At 59.9% G+C, this 16,553-nt stretch carries 19 protein-coding genes; 10 read left to right on the forward strand and 9 right to left on the reverse strand.

Features of this window, described 5'->3' with window-relative positions:
• Positions 1–115: 115 nt before the first annotated feature.
• The 5 genes from ATY80_RS20815 (at position 116) to ATY80_RS20835 (ending at position 4,883) form a co-directional block, all read left to right on the forward strand.
• The gene (locus tag ATY80_RS20815; RefSeq protein ID WP_088694226.1) at positions 116–589 is read left to right on the forward strand and encodes a peroxiredoxin; all 474 of its coding nucleotides are present in this window, start codon (positions 116–118) and stop codon (positions 587–589) included.
• Entirely contained in the window at positions 586–1,413 is an 828-nt protein-coding gene (locus ATY80_RS20820) for a ferritin-like domain-containing protein (RefSeq protein ID WP_088694227.1), read from the forward strand. Before ATY80_RS20815 ends, ATY80_RS20820 begins: the two co-directional genes overlap by 4 nt.
• A 97-nt stretch (positions 1,414–1,510) precedes the next feature.
• The gene (locus tag ATY80_RS20825) at positions 1,511–2,809 is read left to right on the forward strand and encodes a M23 family metallopeptidase (RefSeq protein WP_088694228.1); all 1,299 of its coding nucleotides are present in this window, start codon (positions 1,511–1,513) and stop codon (positions 2,807–2,809) included.
• Positions 2,810–2,966: 157 nt separating this feature from the next.
• Entirely contained in the window at positions 2,967–4,454 is a 1,488-nt protein-coding gene (locus ATY80_RS20830; RefSeq protein ID WP_088694229.1) for a DEAD/DEAH box helicase, read from the forward strand.
• 6 nt (positions 4,455–4,460) lie between these two features.
• The gene (locus tag ATY80_RS20835) at positions 4,461–4,883 is read left to right on the forward strand and encodes an NUDIX domain-containing protein (protein ID WP_088694230.1); all 423 of its coding nucleotides are present in this window, start codon (positions 4,461–4,463) and stop codon (positions 4,881–4,883) included.
• Between the two features lie 3 nt (positions 4,884–4,886).
• Here the strand turns inward: ATY80_RS20835 and ATY80_RS20840 are convergent, their stop codons facing one another.
• From ATY80_RS20840 to ATY80_RS20870, 7 genes are read right to left on the reverse strand one after another with little or no spacing between them, the layout of a single operon-like run.
• Positions 4,887–5,204, reverse strand: coding sequence for a TfoX/Sxy family protein (locus tag ATY80_RS20840; RefSeq protein ID WP_088694231.1), 318 nt, complete (start codon positions 5,202–5,204; stop codon positions 4,887–4,889).
• 3 nt (positions 5,205–5,207) lie between these two features.
• On the reverse strand, positions 5,208–6,842 hold the full coding sequence (locus ATY80_RS20845) for a molybdopterin-binding/glycosyltransferase family 2 protein (protein WP_088694232.1): 1,635 nt from the start codon (positions 6,840–6,842) through the stop codon (positions 5,208–5,210).
• A complete protein-coding gene (locus tag ATY80_RS20850; protein ID WP_088694233.1) occupies positions 6,839–7,543 on the reverse strand; it encodes an XdhC family protein in 705 nt (234 codons plus the stop codon). Before ATY80_RS20850 ends, ATY80_RS20845 begins: the two co-directional genes overlap by 4 nt.
• Entirely contained in the window at positions 7,543–7,872 is a 330-nt protein-coding gene (locus ATY80_RS20855) for an XdhC family protein (protein ID WP_088694234.1), read from the reverse strand. The genes ATY80_RS20850 and ATY80_RS20855 overlap by 1 nt, the downstream gene beginning before the upstream one ends.
• Positions 7,869–9,131, reverse strand: a complete 1,263-nt coding sequence (locus ATY80_RS20860) for a VWA domain-containing protein (RefSeq protein WP_088694235.1) — start codon at positions 9,129–9,131, stop codon at positions 7,869–7,871. The genes ATY80_RS20855 and ATY80_RS20860 overlap by 4 nt, the downstream gene beginning before the upstream one ends.
• Before the next feature lie 3 nt (positions 9,132–9,134).
• A complete protein-coding gene (locus tag ATY80_RS20865) occupies positions 9,135–10,064 on the reverse strand; it encodes a MoxR family ATPase (protein WP_088694236.1) in 930 nt (309 codons plus the stop codon).
• A gap of 23 nt (positions 10,065–10,087) precedes the next feature.
• Positions 10,088–10,582, reverse strand: coding sequence for a flavin reductase (locus ATY80_RS20870; protein ID WP_088694462.1), 495 nt, complete (start codon positions 10,580–10,582; stop codon positions 10,088–10,090).
• A gap of 172 nt (positions 10,583–10,754) precedes the next feature.
• Here ATY80_RS20870 and ATY80_RS20875 point away from each other — a divergent pair, with 172 nt between their 5' ends.
• The 4 genes from ATY80_RS20875 to purB all read left to right on the forward strand — a co-directional run bounded on the left by ATY80_RS20875 (position 10,755) and on the right by purB (position 14,435).
• A complete protein-coding gene (locus ATY80_RS20875; RefSeq protein WP_088694237.1) occupies positions 10,755–11,837 on the forward strand; it encodes a branched-chain amino acid ABC transporter substrate-binding protein in 1,083 nt (360 codons plus the stop codon).
• Positions 11,838–11,875: 38 nt separating this feature from the next.
• Positions 11,876–12,556, forward strand: coding sequence for a ribulose-phosphate 3-epimerase (gene rpe, locus ATY80_RS20880; protein ID WP_088694238.1), 681 nt, complete (start codon positions 11,876–11,878; stop codon positions 12,554–12,556).
• A 16-nt stretch (positions 12,557–12,572) separates the two neighbouring features.
• Entirely contained in the window at positions 12,573–13,064 is a 492-nt protein-coding gene (locus tag ATY80_RS20885; RefSeq protein ID WP_088694239.1) for a hypothetical protein, read from the forward strand.
• A gap of 63 nt (positions 13,065–13,127) precedes the next feature.
• Entirely contained in the window at positions 13,128–14,435 is a 1,308-nt protein-coding gene (purB, locus tag ATY80_RS20890; protein ID WP_088694240.1) for an adenylosuccinate lyase, read from the forward strand.
• Here purB and ATY80_RS20895 read toward each other — a convergent pair.
• Together ATY80_RS20895 and ATY80_RS20900 are read right to left on the reverse strand one after the other, a co-directional pair.
• On the reverse strand, positions 14,432–14,929 hold the full coding sequence (locus ATY80_RS20895; RefSeq protein ID WP_088694241.1) for a low affinity iron permease family protein: 498 nt from the start codon (positions 14,927–14,929) through the stop codon (positions 14,432–14,434). The two genes, purB and ATY80_RS20895, sit on opposite strands and share 4 nt — an antisense overlap.
• Positions 14,930–14,999: 70 nt before the next feature.
• The gene (locus ATY80_RS20900; protein ID WP_088694242.1) at positions 15,000–15,803 is read right to left on the reverse strand and encodes a DUF2189 domain-containing protein; all 804 of its coding nucleotides are present in this window, start codon (positions 15,801–15,803) and stop codon (positions 15,000–15,002) included.
• A 153-nt stretch (positions 15,804–15,956) separates the two neighbouring features.
• Here ATY80_RS20900 and ATY80_RS20905 point away from each other — a divergent pair, with 153 nt between their 5' ends.
• Entirely contained in the window at positions 15,957–16,514 is a 558-nt protein-coding gene (locus tag ATY80_RS20905) for an alpha/beta hydrolase (protein ID WP_088694463.1), read from the forward strand.
• The last annotated feature ends 39 nt before the right edge of the window (positions 16,515–16,553 follow it).

The raw sequence follows: 16,553 nt of genomic DNA on the forward strand, positions 1-16,553 counted from the left end.
CTCGCCTAACGCCTCAATTTGTGGTCTGGACCAGACTGGCTGGACGATTATTCGTTCAGTATATATCTGGCAAATCACCTGTTATCCATAAACTCGGCAAAAGAAAGGTCTCTCCATGGCGGATATCAGCATCGGCACCGCGGCGCCCGACTTCGATCTTCCGCGTGACGGTGGAGGCCGCGTCTCGCTTGGTGATTTCCGCGGCAAACCATTGGTAATTTTCTTCTATCCCAAGGATGACACATCGGGTTGCACGGCGGAATCACTTGCTTTCACGGCGCTGGCCGATGAGTTCGAGAAGGCTGGTGCCGCCGTCATCGGTATGTCTCCTGATTCCGTGAAATGCCATGATCGCTTCATCAAGAAGCACAACCTTTCGGTCGTCTTGGCGTCAGATGAAGAGAAGACGACGCTCGCGGCCTACGGCGTGTGGAAGCAGAAGAGCATGTATGGCCGCAATTTCATGGGCGTGGAGCGCACGACTTTTCTCGTGCGCGAGGACGGGACAATAGGAACGATCTGGCAGAAGGTGAAGGTGCCCGGCCACGCTGAAATCGTGCTAGCCGCACTGCAGAACTTGTCTCGATGACGCCTCGGTCCAACATCACATCCTTGCGTGGTGGAGCGATCGCTGCGATCCGCGCGACAGATCTCGATGAGAAGACCACGCTTGCCCAGGAAACCGCCACACGTTGGTTCGGTCGTACGCTATCACTGCGTTCGCCGCTCGACGCGCCGCTGCCCGAGAGGCCAGGCCGTCCGGACAAGCCAGACCTGATACCACCGACGCAGGTCGAAAAACGCTCCCTGCACACCGTCAAGGGACGCATCGCACTGCTGCATGCGATCGCGCACATCGAGCTGAACGCAGTCGACCTGGCGCTTGATATCGTTGCGCGATTCGCCACCGAACCTGTCCCTAATTCCTTCTTCGATGGATGGATGCAGGTTGCCTTCGAGGAAGCGAAGCATTTCCGTATGGTGCGCGCCCGCCTGAATGACCTCGACGCGGACTATGGTGACCTGCCCGCCCACGACGGCTTGTGGCAGGCGGCACACTCGACTAGGAATGACCTGACGGCCCGCCTTGCCGTCGTCCCACTCATCCTCGAGGCGCGTGGGCTCGACGTCACGCCATCGCTACAGGCCAAGATGCGCGAAACCGGCGATCTGGAGAGCGCGGCCGTGCTCGATGTCATTTACAACGACGAGAAAGGTCACGTTGCGATCGGCGCCAAATGGTTCCGCTTCCTCTGCGCGCGCGAAAGGCGTGATCCCGCACGGGCATTCCACGAACTGGTGCGTGCCAATTTTCGTGGTCCGTTGAAGCCTCCCTTCAACGACATCGCACGGGCCGAAGCGGGCCTGACGCCGTCCTTCTACCGGTCGCTGACATCGACCAGTAACGCCTGATCTCATTGCGGCAGGCATGCTGGCCTAATTAAATATTAACCATAATCGTGCGTAATTAAGGCAATTGAGGCATTGGCCGTCAATTGGGAGAGTCTCCGTGACGCATGCACAGCACAGCCGCGTATTCGGTCAGAAAAAACAAGAGCATATACTGATCCTGGCGAGCGGCGATCGGGTTCGCCACCTGACGATCCGGCCATGGATGGCGGCAGTCGCCTTCTGTTTCGTCGGAGTCTTTGCAATCGGCTATCTCCTGGCGACTTCCTATCTCGTGCTGCGCGACGATCTGATCGGCGCCACGATGGCCAGGCAGGCACGCATGCAGCATGACTATGAAGACCGAATCGCCGCTCTGCGTGCCCAGGTGGACCGCGTCACCTCGCGTCAATTGCTCGATCAGCAAGTTGTCGAAGACAAGGTCGACAAACTCATGGAGCAGCAACTGGCGCTCACCTCGCGCCATGGCAAGCTGGGCTCCCTGCTCGACCGCGCCGAAAATTCCGGTCTCGGCGGCAAAGCGACCACACCGCTCCAATCCTATGCACCCGAAGCAAATGACAAGCATGCTTCGCTTTCCGGCGCAGTTCAGGCCATCGAGAACCAGCTTGCCGGCGCCGACGGGCCGGCTGAAGCGACGCCTGATAACGCTACGTTGGCCGACGTGCCGGCAAAGGAGACTGTTGGCGATCGCGCGGACCGTGTTTTCTCCAAGGTGACGCTGTCTCTCAAGGACGTCGAGCAGACGCAACGCAGCCGCATCGCACAACTGACGAGCGATGCCGGTGGCGCGGCCAATGCCATATCGAAGGTCCTGACGCGGTTCCGAATTCCTGTACCGGTCGAGCTCATGAAGCAGGAGGACAGCGCAGTCGGCGGCCCTTACATCGAGCCCGAAAGCGCGGATGATTTCGATACCTCGATCTCGCAGCTCGACGATGCCTTAACCCGACTGGAGACCGTACGGAGCACAGCGGAATCGCTGCCGTTCCAGAACCCGGCTGTCGGCAAGGAGATCACCAGCTCGTTCGGGAACAGGCGCGATCCATTCCTCGGGCGCCTGGCGCTGCACTCTGGTATCGACTTTCGCTTTGCGCCCGGCGAGAAGGTTCGCCCGACAGCACCCGGCAAGGTGATCGCGGCCGGCTGGACCGGCGGCTACGGCAACATGGTCGAAGTGGATCATGGCAACGGCATTTCCACGCGCTACGGCCATATGTCGGAAATTCTGGTGAAAGTTGGCGACAAGGTTGACCGCAATGATGTGGTTGGTCTTGCGGGCAGCACCGGCCGGTCCACCGGTACGCATCTCCACTACGAGGTCCGCCAAGATGGTCGTGCCGTCGACCCCATTTACTTCATGAATGCGGGCTTGAAGCTTGCGAGTTACATACAGTAAATACGCGCGCTAACCACGTCTTTACCTCTGCACTGGCTGCAAGGCCTGTATTCCTTGACTTAAGGACAGTTTCGGCTTATGTCGCGCTGCATTGCGGCACGCAATCACGCCGACTCAATCAGAGTACGGCCGAACCGGAACGGAAACAGTTTTCCCTTTGACGACATTTGCTGATCTTGGCTTGAGCCAAAAAGTGCTTTCCGCTGTGACAGACGCGGGCTACACGACGCCAACTCCAATCCAGGCTGGCGCGATTCCTTTTGCGCTTGAACGTCGCGACATTTGCGGGATTGCGCAGACGGGAACCGGCAAGACCGCGTCCTTCGTTCTGCCGATGCTTTCGCTGCTGGAGAAGGGGCGCGCCCGCGCCCGTATGCCACGCACCCTCATCCTTGAACCGACCCGCGAGTTGGCTGCGCAGGTCGCGGAGAACTTTGAAAAGTACGGCAAGAATCACCGGTTGAATGTCGCACTGCTGATTGGCGGCGTTTCCTTTGAAGATCAGGATCGCAAGCTTGAGCGCGGCGCCGACGTATTGATCTGCACACCTGGCCGCCTACTCGACCACTTCGAGCGCGGCAAGCTCCTGATGAGCGCTGTCGAAATCTTCGTCATCGACGAAGCCGACCGCATGCTCGACATGGGTTTCATCCCGGATATCGAACGGATCGCAAAGCTTATTCCGTTTACCCGTCAGACGCTCTTTTTCTCGGCGACTATGCCGCCTGAGATCCAGAAGCTCGCCGATCGCTTCCTGCAGAATCCGGAACGTGTCGAAGTCGCTAAGCCGGCATCGACGGCGAAGACCGTAACGCAGCGCTTCGTTGCCTCGCATGGCAAGGACTACGAGAAGCGTGCCGTTCTGCGTGACCTTATCAAGGCGCAGACCGATTTGAAGAACGCGATCATCTTCTGCAACCGCAAGAAGGACGTATCCGATCTCTTCCGTTCTCTGGACCGCCATGGCTTTTCCGCCGGCGCTCTGCACGGTGACATGGATCAGCGTTCGCGCATGACCATGCTGCAGAACTTCAAGGACGGCAACCTCCAGCTTCTCGTGGCTTCCGATGTCGCCGCTCGCGGTCTTGACATTCCCGACGTCAGCCACGTTTTCAACTTCGATGTTCCAATCCATTCCGAGGATTATGTTCATCGCATCGGCCGTACCGGCCGCGCAGGCCGTTCCGGCGCTGCATTCACCATCGTCACCCGCCACGACCAGAAGCACGCCGACGCAATCGAAAAGCTGATCGGCGAGAAGGTCGAGTGGTTGAACGGCGACCTTTCCGCCTTGCCCCCTGCCGAACCTAGCCGTGACGACGATCGCTCGCGTCGCAAGGGTCGAGACAAGGACCGCGGCCGCGGCAAGGGCCGTGGAGGTCATAAATCTGATATCGCCGTCGCAGATAATGACGTCGAGACGATGGAAACAGCAGCACCAGCAAAGGTCGAGAGCGTGAAGCAAGAGCGCAAAGCAGAACAACAGAAGCCGCAGCACAACACGCGCGCCGCTCGTCCCTATCCGGCAAATGATGACAATCGCGATCGCCGCCGCTACCGGGACCACGACGACGGCCCGACGCCGGTCGGCTTCGGCGATGAAATTCCCGCCTTCATGTTGATCACAGCCAACGCCAAGATCTAACGAGCCATGGGCGCGCCGGGTATCGATTTTCCGGGCGTTGGTGTTGGCCTGGTGATTTTGCGTGACCGCAAGATACTGCTTTATAAGCGTATCCGCGCGCCCGAGGCCGGCCACTGGAGCATCGTGGGCGGCAAGGTCGATCACATGGAGCCGGCCGAGCAGGCGGCGCGTCGTGAAGCGGAAGAAGAGACCGGCCTATCGATTGGCCGCGTCAATCTCCTCGGTCCCGCGGAAGTCATTAGCAAGGCGGATGAACAGCACTGGGTCTCCCTGCTCTATATTGCGTCAGAATTCGACGGCGAACCGAAGCTCACTGAGCCGGAAAAGCTCTCTGACTTCGGTTGGTTCAGCCGTTCCGACCTCCCGCAGCCTCTCTCCGCATTCGCGGCGGCCGCGATGGCCAGGCTGAAAGCCGACGAACTTCTCTAGGCTTCATTCCGCCCGGAGCGCTGCCTCATAGGCAAGCCGTACCCACCGCGCCATAACGTCGGGGTCATCATAGGCATCGTCCGGGATCGACCAATATGGCATCTTCACCGGGTTTCCCTTCTTGCCTTCATACGCCCATTGCGTCGCCCCCGCCGCGGCAAATTCGGGCGCGCTCTGCTCATCGGCTTTCAGCAACATCTCACCGCGTACCTCGACCGCAACGATCCGCCCCATATGGTAGATTCCCTTGCCGCCGAACATCCGTTTGATAGTGACGGGCCCAAGCCCCTGAAACATTTCTTCGATCGCTGCCGCATCCATCCCTCAACCCTTCAAAATACCACCCGCCGCAACGACGGCCTCCGGCGTGTCCACATCCAGATGTGCCGCATCGCCGATGTCGATGTCTACCACAGGCACGCCTGAGGTTTCGATGATATGCCGCGCCCCAACGTCACCTTCCAGCCTCACGACCTCATCGAATAGCGACTTCGGGATGATTACGGGATTGCCCCGCTTGCCGCGGGACACGGCACGGATGATCGACTGGCCGCTCGATTGCCCGAACGCTGCGATCAGTGCATCGAGATCGCCACTGGAAACGCCCGGCATATCGGCCAACATCACCAGGATTCCATCCGCCTCCTGCGCCTGCTCAACGGAAAATCCTGTGGCGAGCGACGAGGCCATGCCAGAGGCATAGTCCGGATTGTGAATTGTCGTCGCTTTCAGCCCGGACAGTGCTGCTTCGATGTCGTTCTTGCGATGCCCGGTCACGACGATGACCGACGACGACCGACTGCCGATCGCGGTCATCACCGATCGCCGAATAAGCGGCACACCGTCAAACTCTGCGAGCAGCTTGTGTGGACCGCCCTCGCCCATCCGGCTGGCCTTGCCTGCGGCGAGAAGGACGGTCGCAACATTGCCGGCGGGGACAAAGCGCGCCTCCGCTTCACGAATGCTTGGCCGCGTCTGAATTTCCATCAGAAGACCTCCCACGCCCATCCCGCTGATGTCGATTGCGCTTGGCTGTTCACCGGCTAGGACCCGATCGAGTACCCAGTCGAAGCCATTCTCTTTCGGGCTGCGCGCGCATCCCGGCGCCCCAATCACGGGAATGTCGCCGATGTGTCCGAGAACGAGGAGGTTACCCGGATCCACAGGCATGCCGACCTGCACCACTTCGCCGCCTGCCTGTCGGATCGCCTCGGGGATCACATCCTCGTCGTCGATGACGGCGGACGCGCCGAAAAGGATGAGCAGTTTTGGCGCCTCGTCGGGCGCGCTCGCAACCTCTCGCAGTGCCTTTGCAACCGGCTCCGCCCGATGAGCAACCCGGGTTTCCCTCACGAGATGACTGCCTGATGCAATCAGCCGGCGGGAAAGCACGCGGGCGGTCTTATCCATCACCGCTGGCTTCAGCGATGGCAGCTCAGTTGCGATCAGAGAGACCGATCGGCTGGCAAAGGGCTTCACCTCGAACGCGGATGTGACCCGCAGAACCTCGCACGCAATGTCGAGTTTTGCGCCAGAAACGGCGAGCGGAATGATCTTGAATGTTGCAACCATATCGCCCTTCCGAACGGGCACATGGTCGTTCAAGCAGGCAAGCGTTATGGCGGGGTCGATCCTGTTCAGCCGGTCAACGGTGCCGCGACTTGCGACAAACAGACCGTCAACGGTCGAATACACGTTCACCCGCCCGGTGGAGGCCTCCGAGAAGCGCAGGTGGTCGGGCGCGACGGCCTGCGCAAGTCGTTTCGCCGCCTCGTCCTCGCCGATGTCGCCCGACTCCATGCGCGCCGCGATCACATGCTCTATGCCTTCGCCGCGCAGCCTCACGATATCACTGGCGTCGATCCTGTGACCTTTTGGCAAGCTGCCGCCTGCAAGTTTGACCGCATGCGCGAGAATCACGCCGTCGGCGACATCGAGGGAAAACGAACCGAATTTCATTTCTTGTCACCAATCGGCGATATGGCCCGTGTCCGCAGCGTCTGGACGATCTCGGCGAGAATGGCGACCGCGATTTCGGCGGGGCTCGCCGCGCCGATATGCAGCCCGATCGGCGCGCTGATCCTGCCAAGTGCCGCCTCGTCCACGCGATCGGCGCGCAGCCGTTCCAGTCGCGCCGCATGCGTCTTGCGGCTCCCGAGGGCACCGACGTAGAAACAGCCGATCCGCAATGCCTCGGCAATCGGGAAATCGTCGATCTTCGGGTCATGCGTCACTGCGACGAGCGCGGTATAGGCGTCCAGCGGACGATCCTTGAGGACATCAACCGGCCAATCCGCAGTCAGGTCGATGCCGAGGAACCGTTCTGGCGTGGCGAAAGCCGTTCGCGGATCGATGATCCGCACATCGAAGCCGGCGAGAGATGCCATCTGCGCGAGGACCTGACTGATGTGAACGGCGCCGATGATCACGATATGGGCCGGCGGCAAATGCACGTTCAGAAAATAGCGATGTCCCTCGATGTCGATTGCCGTCGATTTGCCGGAGCGCAAGGCAGCCTCGACGGCATCCTGTAGCGAAGGCTCTACGGAATCTCCCTCGATGACGACGCTGTCGCTACCGCTCTCGAGATCGGTCAGCAGTATGGCAGCCCGGCGAGCCCGGCGAGCGTCATTGAGCCGCGCAAGATTTGCGGCGTCCATCAATCGAGCCTTTCAACATAAACGCGAATGCGGCCACCACAGGAAAGGCCGACCCGCCATGCGGTTTCATCGGCCACGCCAAATTCGAGCATCTTTGCTTTGCCGTCGGCGATCACGTCCAAAGCCTCGGCAATAACGGAACCCTCGACGCAACCGCCCGATACAGATCCCTCAAAATTCCCATCCCGGTCGATCACCAGATGGCTCCCCGCCGGACGTGGCGCCGATCCCCACGTTTCGATCACCGTGGCAATAGCAACGTCCCGCCCGCCCTTTCGCCAGGCTTCCGCCATCATCAGTGGATCAAGGTCAAAGGATGTCCCTGTCATGCGATGCCTTTCAAGGTTTCAAGATACCGGCGCGGATCGTACGTGGTCGATCTGGTCGCGCCGAGTGCCTCCGCGAGATCGCTCAAGGATGATAGATTGTGAACCGGTCGGAATTCGTCAACATGCGGAAGCATCGCCCGCACGCCACGCGCCCGCGGCTCGAAGCCATCGAAGCGCAGCAGTGGATTGAGCCAGATGAGACGCCGGCAGGAGCGATGCAGCCTGTCCATCTCGGCCGCGAGCAGATCCGTTCCCTCGCGCTCCAGCCCGTCGGTGATAAGCAGCACGATCGGGCCTTGCCCGAGTACCCGCCGAGCCCACAGCCGATTGAACTCCTTTAGTGTTTCCCCGATCCGAGTTCCTCCGGACCAATCCTTTACGGCCGCCGCGCATTCATCCATCGCTTGATCGGGATCCTTGTGTCGCATCTGGCGGGTGACATTCGTGAGGCGTGTCCCGAATAGGAAGGTATGAACCCGCCGGCGCTTCTCCGTCAGCACATGGAGAAAGTGGAGAAAGATACGCGTGTACTGGCTCATGGAGCCGGAGATGTCGGCAAGAACCACCAAGGGCGGCTGGACCTCGCGGATCTCACGATATCGCGGAAGAATGAGCCCTGCCCCGCTGCGCAGTGCCGCCCGCATGGTCGCACGCGGATCGACACGCGTGTGGACATGCGATGGCCGAAAGCGCCGAGTGGGCACCTTATCCAGTGGCAGTTGCAGCTTCGTGAGCGCTTTCTTGGCGGCGGCAATCTCCGTCGCTGACATTTGCGCAAAGTCCATCCGCCGGAAAACCTCGTTGCCCGACATGGTGAAGCGCGCGTCGATCTCGATGTCGGGCTCGTCGCGTGGCGGCTTGTTGTCTCGACGTTCGCCGAGCAAGGCGTCGGCGGCGCGGGTTTCGCCGGGCTTTGCTTTCTCCTTCGCGCGAGTGTCTGGCGCCCGTGGTGACATCATCGCAATCATCTTCTCGACAAGATCGCGTGAGCGCCAGAAAAGGCGAAACGCCTCGTCGAAGACCGGTTTGTCTTCGCGCCGCTTAACGAAGACGGACGAGAGTGCTGCGTGAAATTCCTCGCGCGACCCCATGCCGATTGCCTCTACCGCTTCGATGGCATCAACGATCGCCGCCGGCCCGATCTTCATGCCGGCCTTCCGCAATGCTCTGGCAAAGAAGACGATGTTGTCGGCAAATCGACCGTCGCCGACCGGAGGGGGCGGAACGACGATCCCATCCTGTCCGCTTGTCGGATCCATCCGTTATCCTGCCGCCTGCAGTTCGTTCTTTATGTCGTCCAAGACTTTCGCGCCGTCGCTGCCTTGAATGCGCGCGATATCGTCCTGGTATTTGAGCAGCGTTCCGATCGTATCGGAGATCGTTTCCGGATCGAGCGCCAGGCGGTCGAGTTCCGTTAGCGCCGTCGCCCAGTCAATCGTCTCGGCAACGCCGGGGTTTTTGAAAAGATCCAATGTCCGAAGCTTCTGCACATAGGCAACGATCTGCGCGGACAACGCGGCATTGCAACCCGGCACCTTTCGGCGAATGATCTCCAGCTCCTGCTGCGCATCGGGATAATCGACCCAATGGTAGAGGCAACGCCTCTTTAGAGCGTCGTGGACCTCGCGCGTCCGGTTCGTGGTGATGATCACGATCGGCGGTTCGGCGGCGCGGATGGTGCCAAGCTCGGGGATCGTCACCTGAAAGTCGGAAAGAACCTCCAACAGAAAGGCCTCGAACGCCTCATCGGTACGATCGAGCTCATCGATAAGGAACACAGGTGCCCGACCATCGGCACTGGATAAAGCCTGCAGCACGGGCCGGCGGATCAGGTATCTCTCGGAGAAGATGTCGGATTCTATTCTGTCCCGGTCCGTCAGGCCGGACGCTTCGGCCAACCGGATTTCCAGCATCTGTGCTGGATAGTTCCATTCGTAGACAGCCGATGAGATATCTAGCCCTTCGTAGCATTGCAGGCGGATCAGCGGTCGCCCCAAAGCCTTCGACAGAACTTTGGCAATCTCCGTCTTCCCGACGCCCGCCTCCCCTTCAAGAAAGAGAGGCCGCTTCATCTTTACGGCCAGGAAAAGCACCGTTCCAAGCGCCCGCCCCGCCAAATAGTCCTGTTCGCCCAGCATCGCGATCGTCTCGTCGATCGACGATGGCAGCGGTGGATGCGCTTGATCCCGCATGTTTCCTCCCTTTTTTCAGGAAGTTATAACGTGTGATAGTCCCGGTTCATATAGACAAGCGCCGGCTTCGCCTCGTTGTACCGGACCGCCACGACCTCCCCAAAAATGATATGGTGCGTCGACATTTCCTTGATTTCGCTGACGCGGCAATCGAAGGAGGCAAGGGCGTCGTGAAGAATGGGCGCGCCGGTCACCAGCTTGTCAAAGACGCCGGTCGCGAAACGCTCGTCATTTGTGATCTGAGTACGGCCGGAAAAAGCATCGGCAAGCGCTTGATGGTGCGCCGCAAGCGTATTCAATGCGAAGATACCGCTCCGGAAGAAGATGTCGTTCTTCGGATTGCTGTTGTTCAGGCACACCAGAACGGTCGCAGGGCTGTCCGTTACCGAGCAAGCGGCGGTGATGGTAACCCCCCGGCGCTCCTCGCCGATTGCGGTCGTCACGAGCTGCACGTGGCCTCCAAAGCGGCTCATCGCATCCCGATAGAGGCGCGGATCGATCGGTTGCTTATTCAACAAATGCATTCTCCATCCGGCGTTCGCCAGCTTGCTGTTTCCTGTAATATGAAGGTGATCGGTTACCTTTTCTACAAAAAGCCAGGCGAAAAGCTTCCCGATTGTGCGTTTTTCTTTGACGATCGATGCCGGACGGATAAAAGAGCAGGACAAACGACAGGGACCTGCGGCTTTTATGAATACTTTGCGTGGCCTAGCACTTCTGCCGATGCTGCTCCTTGCGGCCGCAGAATGCCATGCCGCCGGTCTTACGATTGGTGTCGTAGCGCCACAGAGTGGCAACCTCGCGCCGATCGGAGCGCAGATTATCGCCGGTGCCACTGCCAAGATCCGGCAGGACGGCAACACGATCGTCACGGTCGGAGAGACCTGCGAGGAAAACAGCGGTGCGGCCATCGCCGATGCGCTGATCAATGCCAAGGTCCAGGTCGCCATCGGTTTTCTCTGCAGCGAGACGCTCGAGGGGGCGTTGCCGAAGCTGAAGGAAGCAGATATTCCGGCGATCACCGTCTCCGTACGCTCGCGCATCCTCATGGAAGACGCTCTAAAAAATGGCTGGCCGCTCTACCGGCTGGCGCCAGCCGATGGCGCCGAAGCGGAGAAGATCACCGAGGTGATCTTACGCGAATGGGCGGCCTCGCCGCTCGCCCTGATCGAGGATGGCACCATCCATGGTCGGGAACTTACGGAAGCGATCCGCAACGCCCTCGAGGAAAAAGGCCTTAAGCCCGTCTTCACCGACACCTATCGACCTGGCCAGGAGCAACAGGTTGCGCTGGTGAGGCGACTGAAGAAAGCTGGGGCAACAAAGGTGTTTGTCGGCGGAGATCGCGGCGACGTTTCTGTCATTGCGCGTGATGCCCTGGCGGAAAAGATCCACCTCGATATTCTTGGTGGCGACGCCATGCGCGCCGCCGACCAGCCCCTTACGCTCGCGGATGGCGTTCTCGCCGTAGTTCTGCCCGACTATGCCGCGCGACCGGAAGCCAAGCCGGTCGTCGATGCGTTTCGCGCGAGCGGCGTCGAGCCCGAGGGCTATGTGCTGCCTGCCTATACAGCAGTGGAGATTGCGGCGAAAGCCGCCCAGGACGCCAGCGCGGACGACCGCCCCATCGCGCAGCACATTGGCGGCACGTCCTTCGAGACGGTCATCGGAAAAGTTGCCTTCAATGCCGGCCACGAATTGGCCGATAACCCCTACCGCATGCTGCAGTGGCACGCCGGTTCGTTCGTCCCGCCGAGTGCGCCGATCGAATAGGACCTGTCACACGGCACGAGTTTTACGGAGAGACTTCAATGACTATGCCCATTCGCATCGCGCCGTCCGTCCTTGCTGCCGATTTTGCTAAACTTGGCCAGGAAGTCCGCGACGTGACGGCAGCCGGAGCCGATTGGATCCACCTCGACGTTATGGACGGTCATTTCGTACCCAACATTTCCTTCGGTCCAGATGTGATCAGGTCGTTGCGTTCCTACACGAATGCGATTTTCGATTGCCATCTTATGATTGCCCCTGTTGACCCTTACCTGGAGGCCTTCGCCAAGGCGGGTTGCGATCGCATCACCGTTCATGCTGAAGCCGGGCCACATCTCCACCGCTCGCTTCAGACGGTGCGCGGCCTGGGCAAGAAGGTTGGCGTAACGATCAATCCAGCCACGCCGCTTTCGGCAATCGAGAACGTGCTCGACGACGTCGACCTGATCCTCATCATGTCCGTCAACCCTGGCTTCGGCGGGCAGAAATTCATCCCCGCAATGGCGGACAAGATTGCCGCCGCCCGGTCACTGATCGGTGATAGGCCAATCGATCTTGAGGTTGATGGCGGCGTGACGGTCGAAACCGCGCCGATTATCGGCAAGGCTGGAGGCAACGTTCTGGTCGCCGGTTCGGCGATCTTCAAGGGCGGTTCGGTCGAGACCTACAAGGCAGCGATCAGTGCGCTGCGCAGTGCCGCCGAAGGCAAGACCAAGCCGTGACGAAAGTGAGCCGTCCTTGATCTCAGAGCGGCTCAAGGCGGCTCGCCCGCCCTTTTCCGATCTCTTCGCAGGCGCCATTCTCTGGGGCATGCAAATGCTGGCGTCTGCGATGGCCGCGCTTTATCTCCGAAATGGGATGGAGACGGCGCATGTACGCGACCTCGCGATACTCTATTTCGCAGGCGGCCTGCTGGCATGGCCGTTCATGCTGCCTTTGGCTCGCTTCCTTGCGCATCGACGGTCGCTGGAAACGCGGTTTGCAGCGTTTTTCCTGACACTTGCCGCCGGCACCATCCTGATGACGGCCTTTCTCTTTGCCATGGACTACCGGGTCTTCTACGCCGCGTGGCACGCGTCTTTTGGATCCCTGACATGGGTTTTCCAATTCGTCTTCACCGGAGCCAGCGCGGTCTATCAGTTTGCCGTGCTGGGAATTCGCCTTTTTCTTCCGCTCGGTCTCCTTTGCCTTTTCGGCACCAGTATTGCGCTTGCCAAACGCATGCGTTGAGATTGCCGCCTGTCTTTGCTACAGGGGCGCCAGCATTCCTTTTATGAACGAAAGCAGGAAGCCATGATCCCGCGCTATTCCCGGCCAGAGATGGTCGCCATCTGGTCGCCCGAAACCAAGTTCCGCATCTGGTTCGAGATCGAGGCTCACGCCTGCGATGCGCTCGCCGAACTGGGCGTTATCCCGAAATCCGCTGCCAAGACGATCTGGGAACGAGGTGGCGCCGCCACGTTCGACGTTGCGCGCATTGATGAAATCGAAGCCGTTACCAAGCACGATGTCATCGCCTTCCTGACGCACCTTTCGGAAATCGTCGGACCGGATGCCCGCTTTGTCCACCAGGGTATGACTTCGTCGGATGTTCTCGACACCACGCTGAACATCCAGCTTGTCCGGGCAGCAGACATTCTGCTCGCCGATATGGATCGCCTGCTTGCAGCACTCAAGGCGCGCGCCTTCGAACACAAGGACACCGTCCGCATCGGTCGCAGCCATGGCATCCACGCCGAGCCGACGACGATGGGACTGACGCTGGCGCGCTTCTACGCTGAGATGAGCCGCAACCGCGCGCGCCTCCTGGCCGCGCGTGCTGAAATCGCAACCGGTGCGGTTTCGGGTGCCGTCGGGACCTTTGCCAATATCGATCCACGTGTGGAGGAACACGTCTGCGCCAAGCTCGGCCTGATACCCGAGCCCGTTTCGACGCAGGTCATTCCGCGCGACCGCCATGCGATGTTCTTTGCCACGCTCGGCGTCATAGCCTCCTCCATCGAAAACGTTGCGATCGAGATCCGCCACATGCAGCGCACGGAAGTGCTGGAAGCCGAGGAATACTTCTCGCCGGGCCAGAAGGGGTCTTCGGCCATGCCGCATAAGCGCAATCCGGTTCTGACCGAGAATCTCACTGGCCTGGCACGCCTGGTTCGCATGTCGGTCGTTCCGGCCATGGAGAACGTCGCCCTCTGGCATGAGCGCGACATCAGCCATTCCAGCGTCGAGCGCGCCATCGGGCCGGACACGACAATCACGCTTGATTTCGCCCTCAACCGTTTGGCCGGTGTCATCGAGAAGCTCGTGGTCTATCCCGACAACATGATCAAGAATCTCGACAAGTTCCGTGGTCTCGTGCATTCGCAGCGCGTACTTCTGGCGCTGACGCAGGCTGGTGTTTCGCGTGAGGACGCCTACCGGCTCGTCCAGCGCAACGCGATGAGGGTTTGGGAACAGGGCAAGGACTTCCTCGAGGAACTACTGGCCGATGCAGAGGTCCGTGCCGCGCTGTCTGAAGAAGAAATTCGTGAAAAGTTCGACCTCGGATATCATACCAAACACGTTGACACGATCTTCCGGCGCGTCTTCGGCGCTGCCTAAGTTGGATTACCGGGACGGCGCCTTCGAGGCGCCGTTTTCCGTTTCGGCTTCCGGGGCTTTGCAGATGCCCTCTTTTCGTTGACCTCATCCCCTGCATTGGCGGCTTCCGGCACGCCTTTCGTTCGCTCTTCGCGCACCCCCTTCGCGGCCTTGGCGACAAGGCGATCCAAGTGCTCAAGATCTTCGTCATCGAGGTGCTCGATTCCAATGAACCTGTTTTCAGCGTGGCTCGTCAGAATAATTTCATTGAGCTTTGCTTGAACAGCGCGAGCGTCCCTCGTCTGTGCGTTCTGCAACACGAACACCATCAGGAACGTGATGATCGTCGTTCCTGTGTTGATAACCAGCTGCCAAGTCTCCGAGAAGTCGAAGAGTGGGCCTGTCCCTGCCCAGACAGCGACAAGCACGACGGCAAGCACAAACGTCACCGGCCTCCCTGCCCATTCAGACGTCCTGCTGGCGAAGCGGGTAAACAGATGTTGCGGCGTAGCCATACGTAACCTCCCTCGGTATTCGCCTCAGCGAAACTCCAAGGGAGGTGGTCCTGTTCCAGTTCTGTGACGGTCAAACGACCGGCGGGGCGACGAGCTTCCTGTAGAGGTGCCAGCTGGCGTGGCCGAGCACCGGCATCACCAGGGCGAGCCCGACAAACAACGGGATCGTACCGACGATGAGGGAAACGGCGATGACCAAACCCCAGAAGAAGACGGGGACCGGGTTGGCGACAGTCGCCCTGACCGAAGTTTCCATGGCACAGACGAGACCGACGTCCCGATCTAGCAGCAATGGGAAGGTGACGACGGTCGTGGCCAGAACGATAACGGCGAAGCCGAGACCGAGCAGATGTCCCCATATGATCAGCTGCAAGCCCTCAGGCGTGCCGAAGATCTCCGAGAAGAATAAGGAGATCGAGCGCGGGAAAACCTCGCCGAAAACATTGGAGTAGAGCGTCTGCGCTGCGACGAGCCAGACGATGAAGAAGCCAAACAGCAGCAATCCGCCGGCAATGATCGATGGGAAGGCCGGTGATCTCGTCACCTCAAGCGCATGCCTCCACGAGGTGTCCATGCCGGCTTCACGCCTGCTGCTGATTTCGTAGAGCCCGATCGCGGCAATGGGGCCGATCAGCGCGAAGCCTGATATCAGCGGGAAAATCATCGGCAGAAGGTTGGCACTTGATGTTGCGAGCGCAAGAAAAATGCCGGCGATCGGATACATCATGCACAAAAATACATAGTGGGATGGCTTTTCCCGAAAATCGTCGAGCCCGCGCCGAAGCGCGTCTATGACATCCGCAACGCTGATCTTGTTGACGACCGGGCGTGTATAGACATCGCTTGCACCCGACATAACATGGAATGCCGTCATGGCTTTCTCCTCCTCAGCCAAGATAGCCGGCAGCGAAGGGATCGGCGACATCGCCGATACGCAACCGGCACTGCCGAAAACATAACAAATTTCGCCGGCCTTGTCCCACCCTCCCTTGACATCACCGCCAAGCTTTCTCACATCCGCGGCATCATGAAAGCTTCAGATGCCGAAATCCTCATCATCCCCGGTTATACCAATTCCGGTCCCGACCACTGGCAAAGCCGCTGGGAAGCCAAGCTCAGCACCGCGCGTCGCGTCGAGCAGGCCGAATGGTCGAAGCCAGTCCGCGACGATTGGGTGAGGCGCATCGCCGAGGAGGTGAACGCAGCAACTCGACCTGTCGTGTTGGTCGCGCATTCACTTGGCATTCCCTCGGCCATCCACGCCATTCCCCATTTCCGCAACAAGGTGGCGGGGGCATTCTTCGTTGCGCCGCCCGATGTTGCCAATCCGGCAATACGGCCGAAGCACCTGATGACATTCGGCCCATATCCGCGAGATCCATTGCCTTTCCCGACGATCACGATCGCGAGCCGCAACGATCCTTTCGGCAGCTATGAGCAAGCCGACGACATCGCTGCCAGTTGGGGATCGCTCTTCATCGACGCCGGTGAGTCCGGGCATATCAACAGCGAGTCCGGCCATGGCCCGTGGCCGGAAGGAACAATGGTGTTTGCGCAGTTCCTAAGCCGCTTGAAGCCGTCTTAGAGGCGCGTTTGACCCTCGCCTTACTTATAGCCGCATAAT

This window comes from Rhizobium sp. R711, from assembly GCF_002211365.1.
Classification (GTDB): Bacteria; Pseudomonadota; Alphaproteobacteria; order Rhizobiales; family Rhizobiaceae; genus Rhizobium.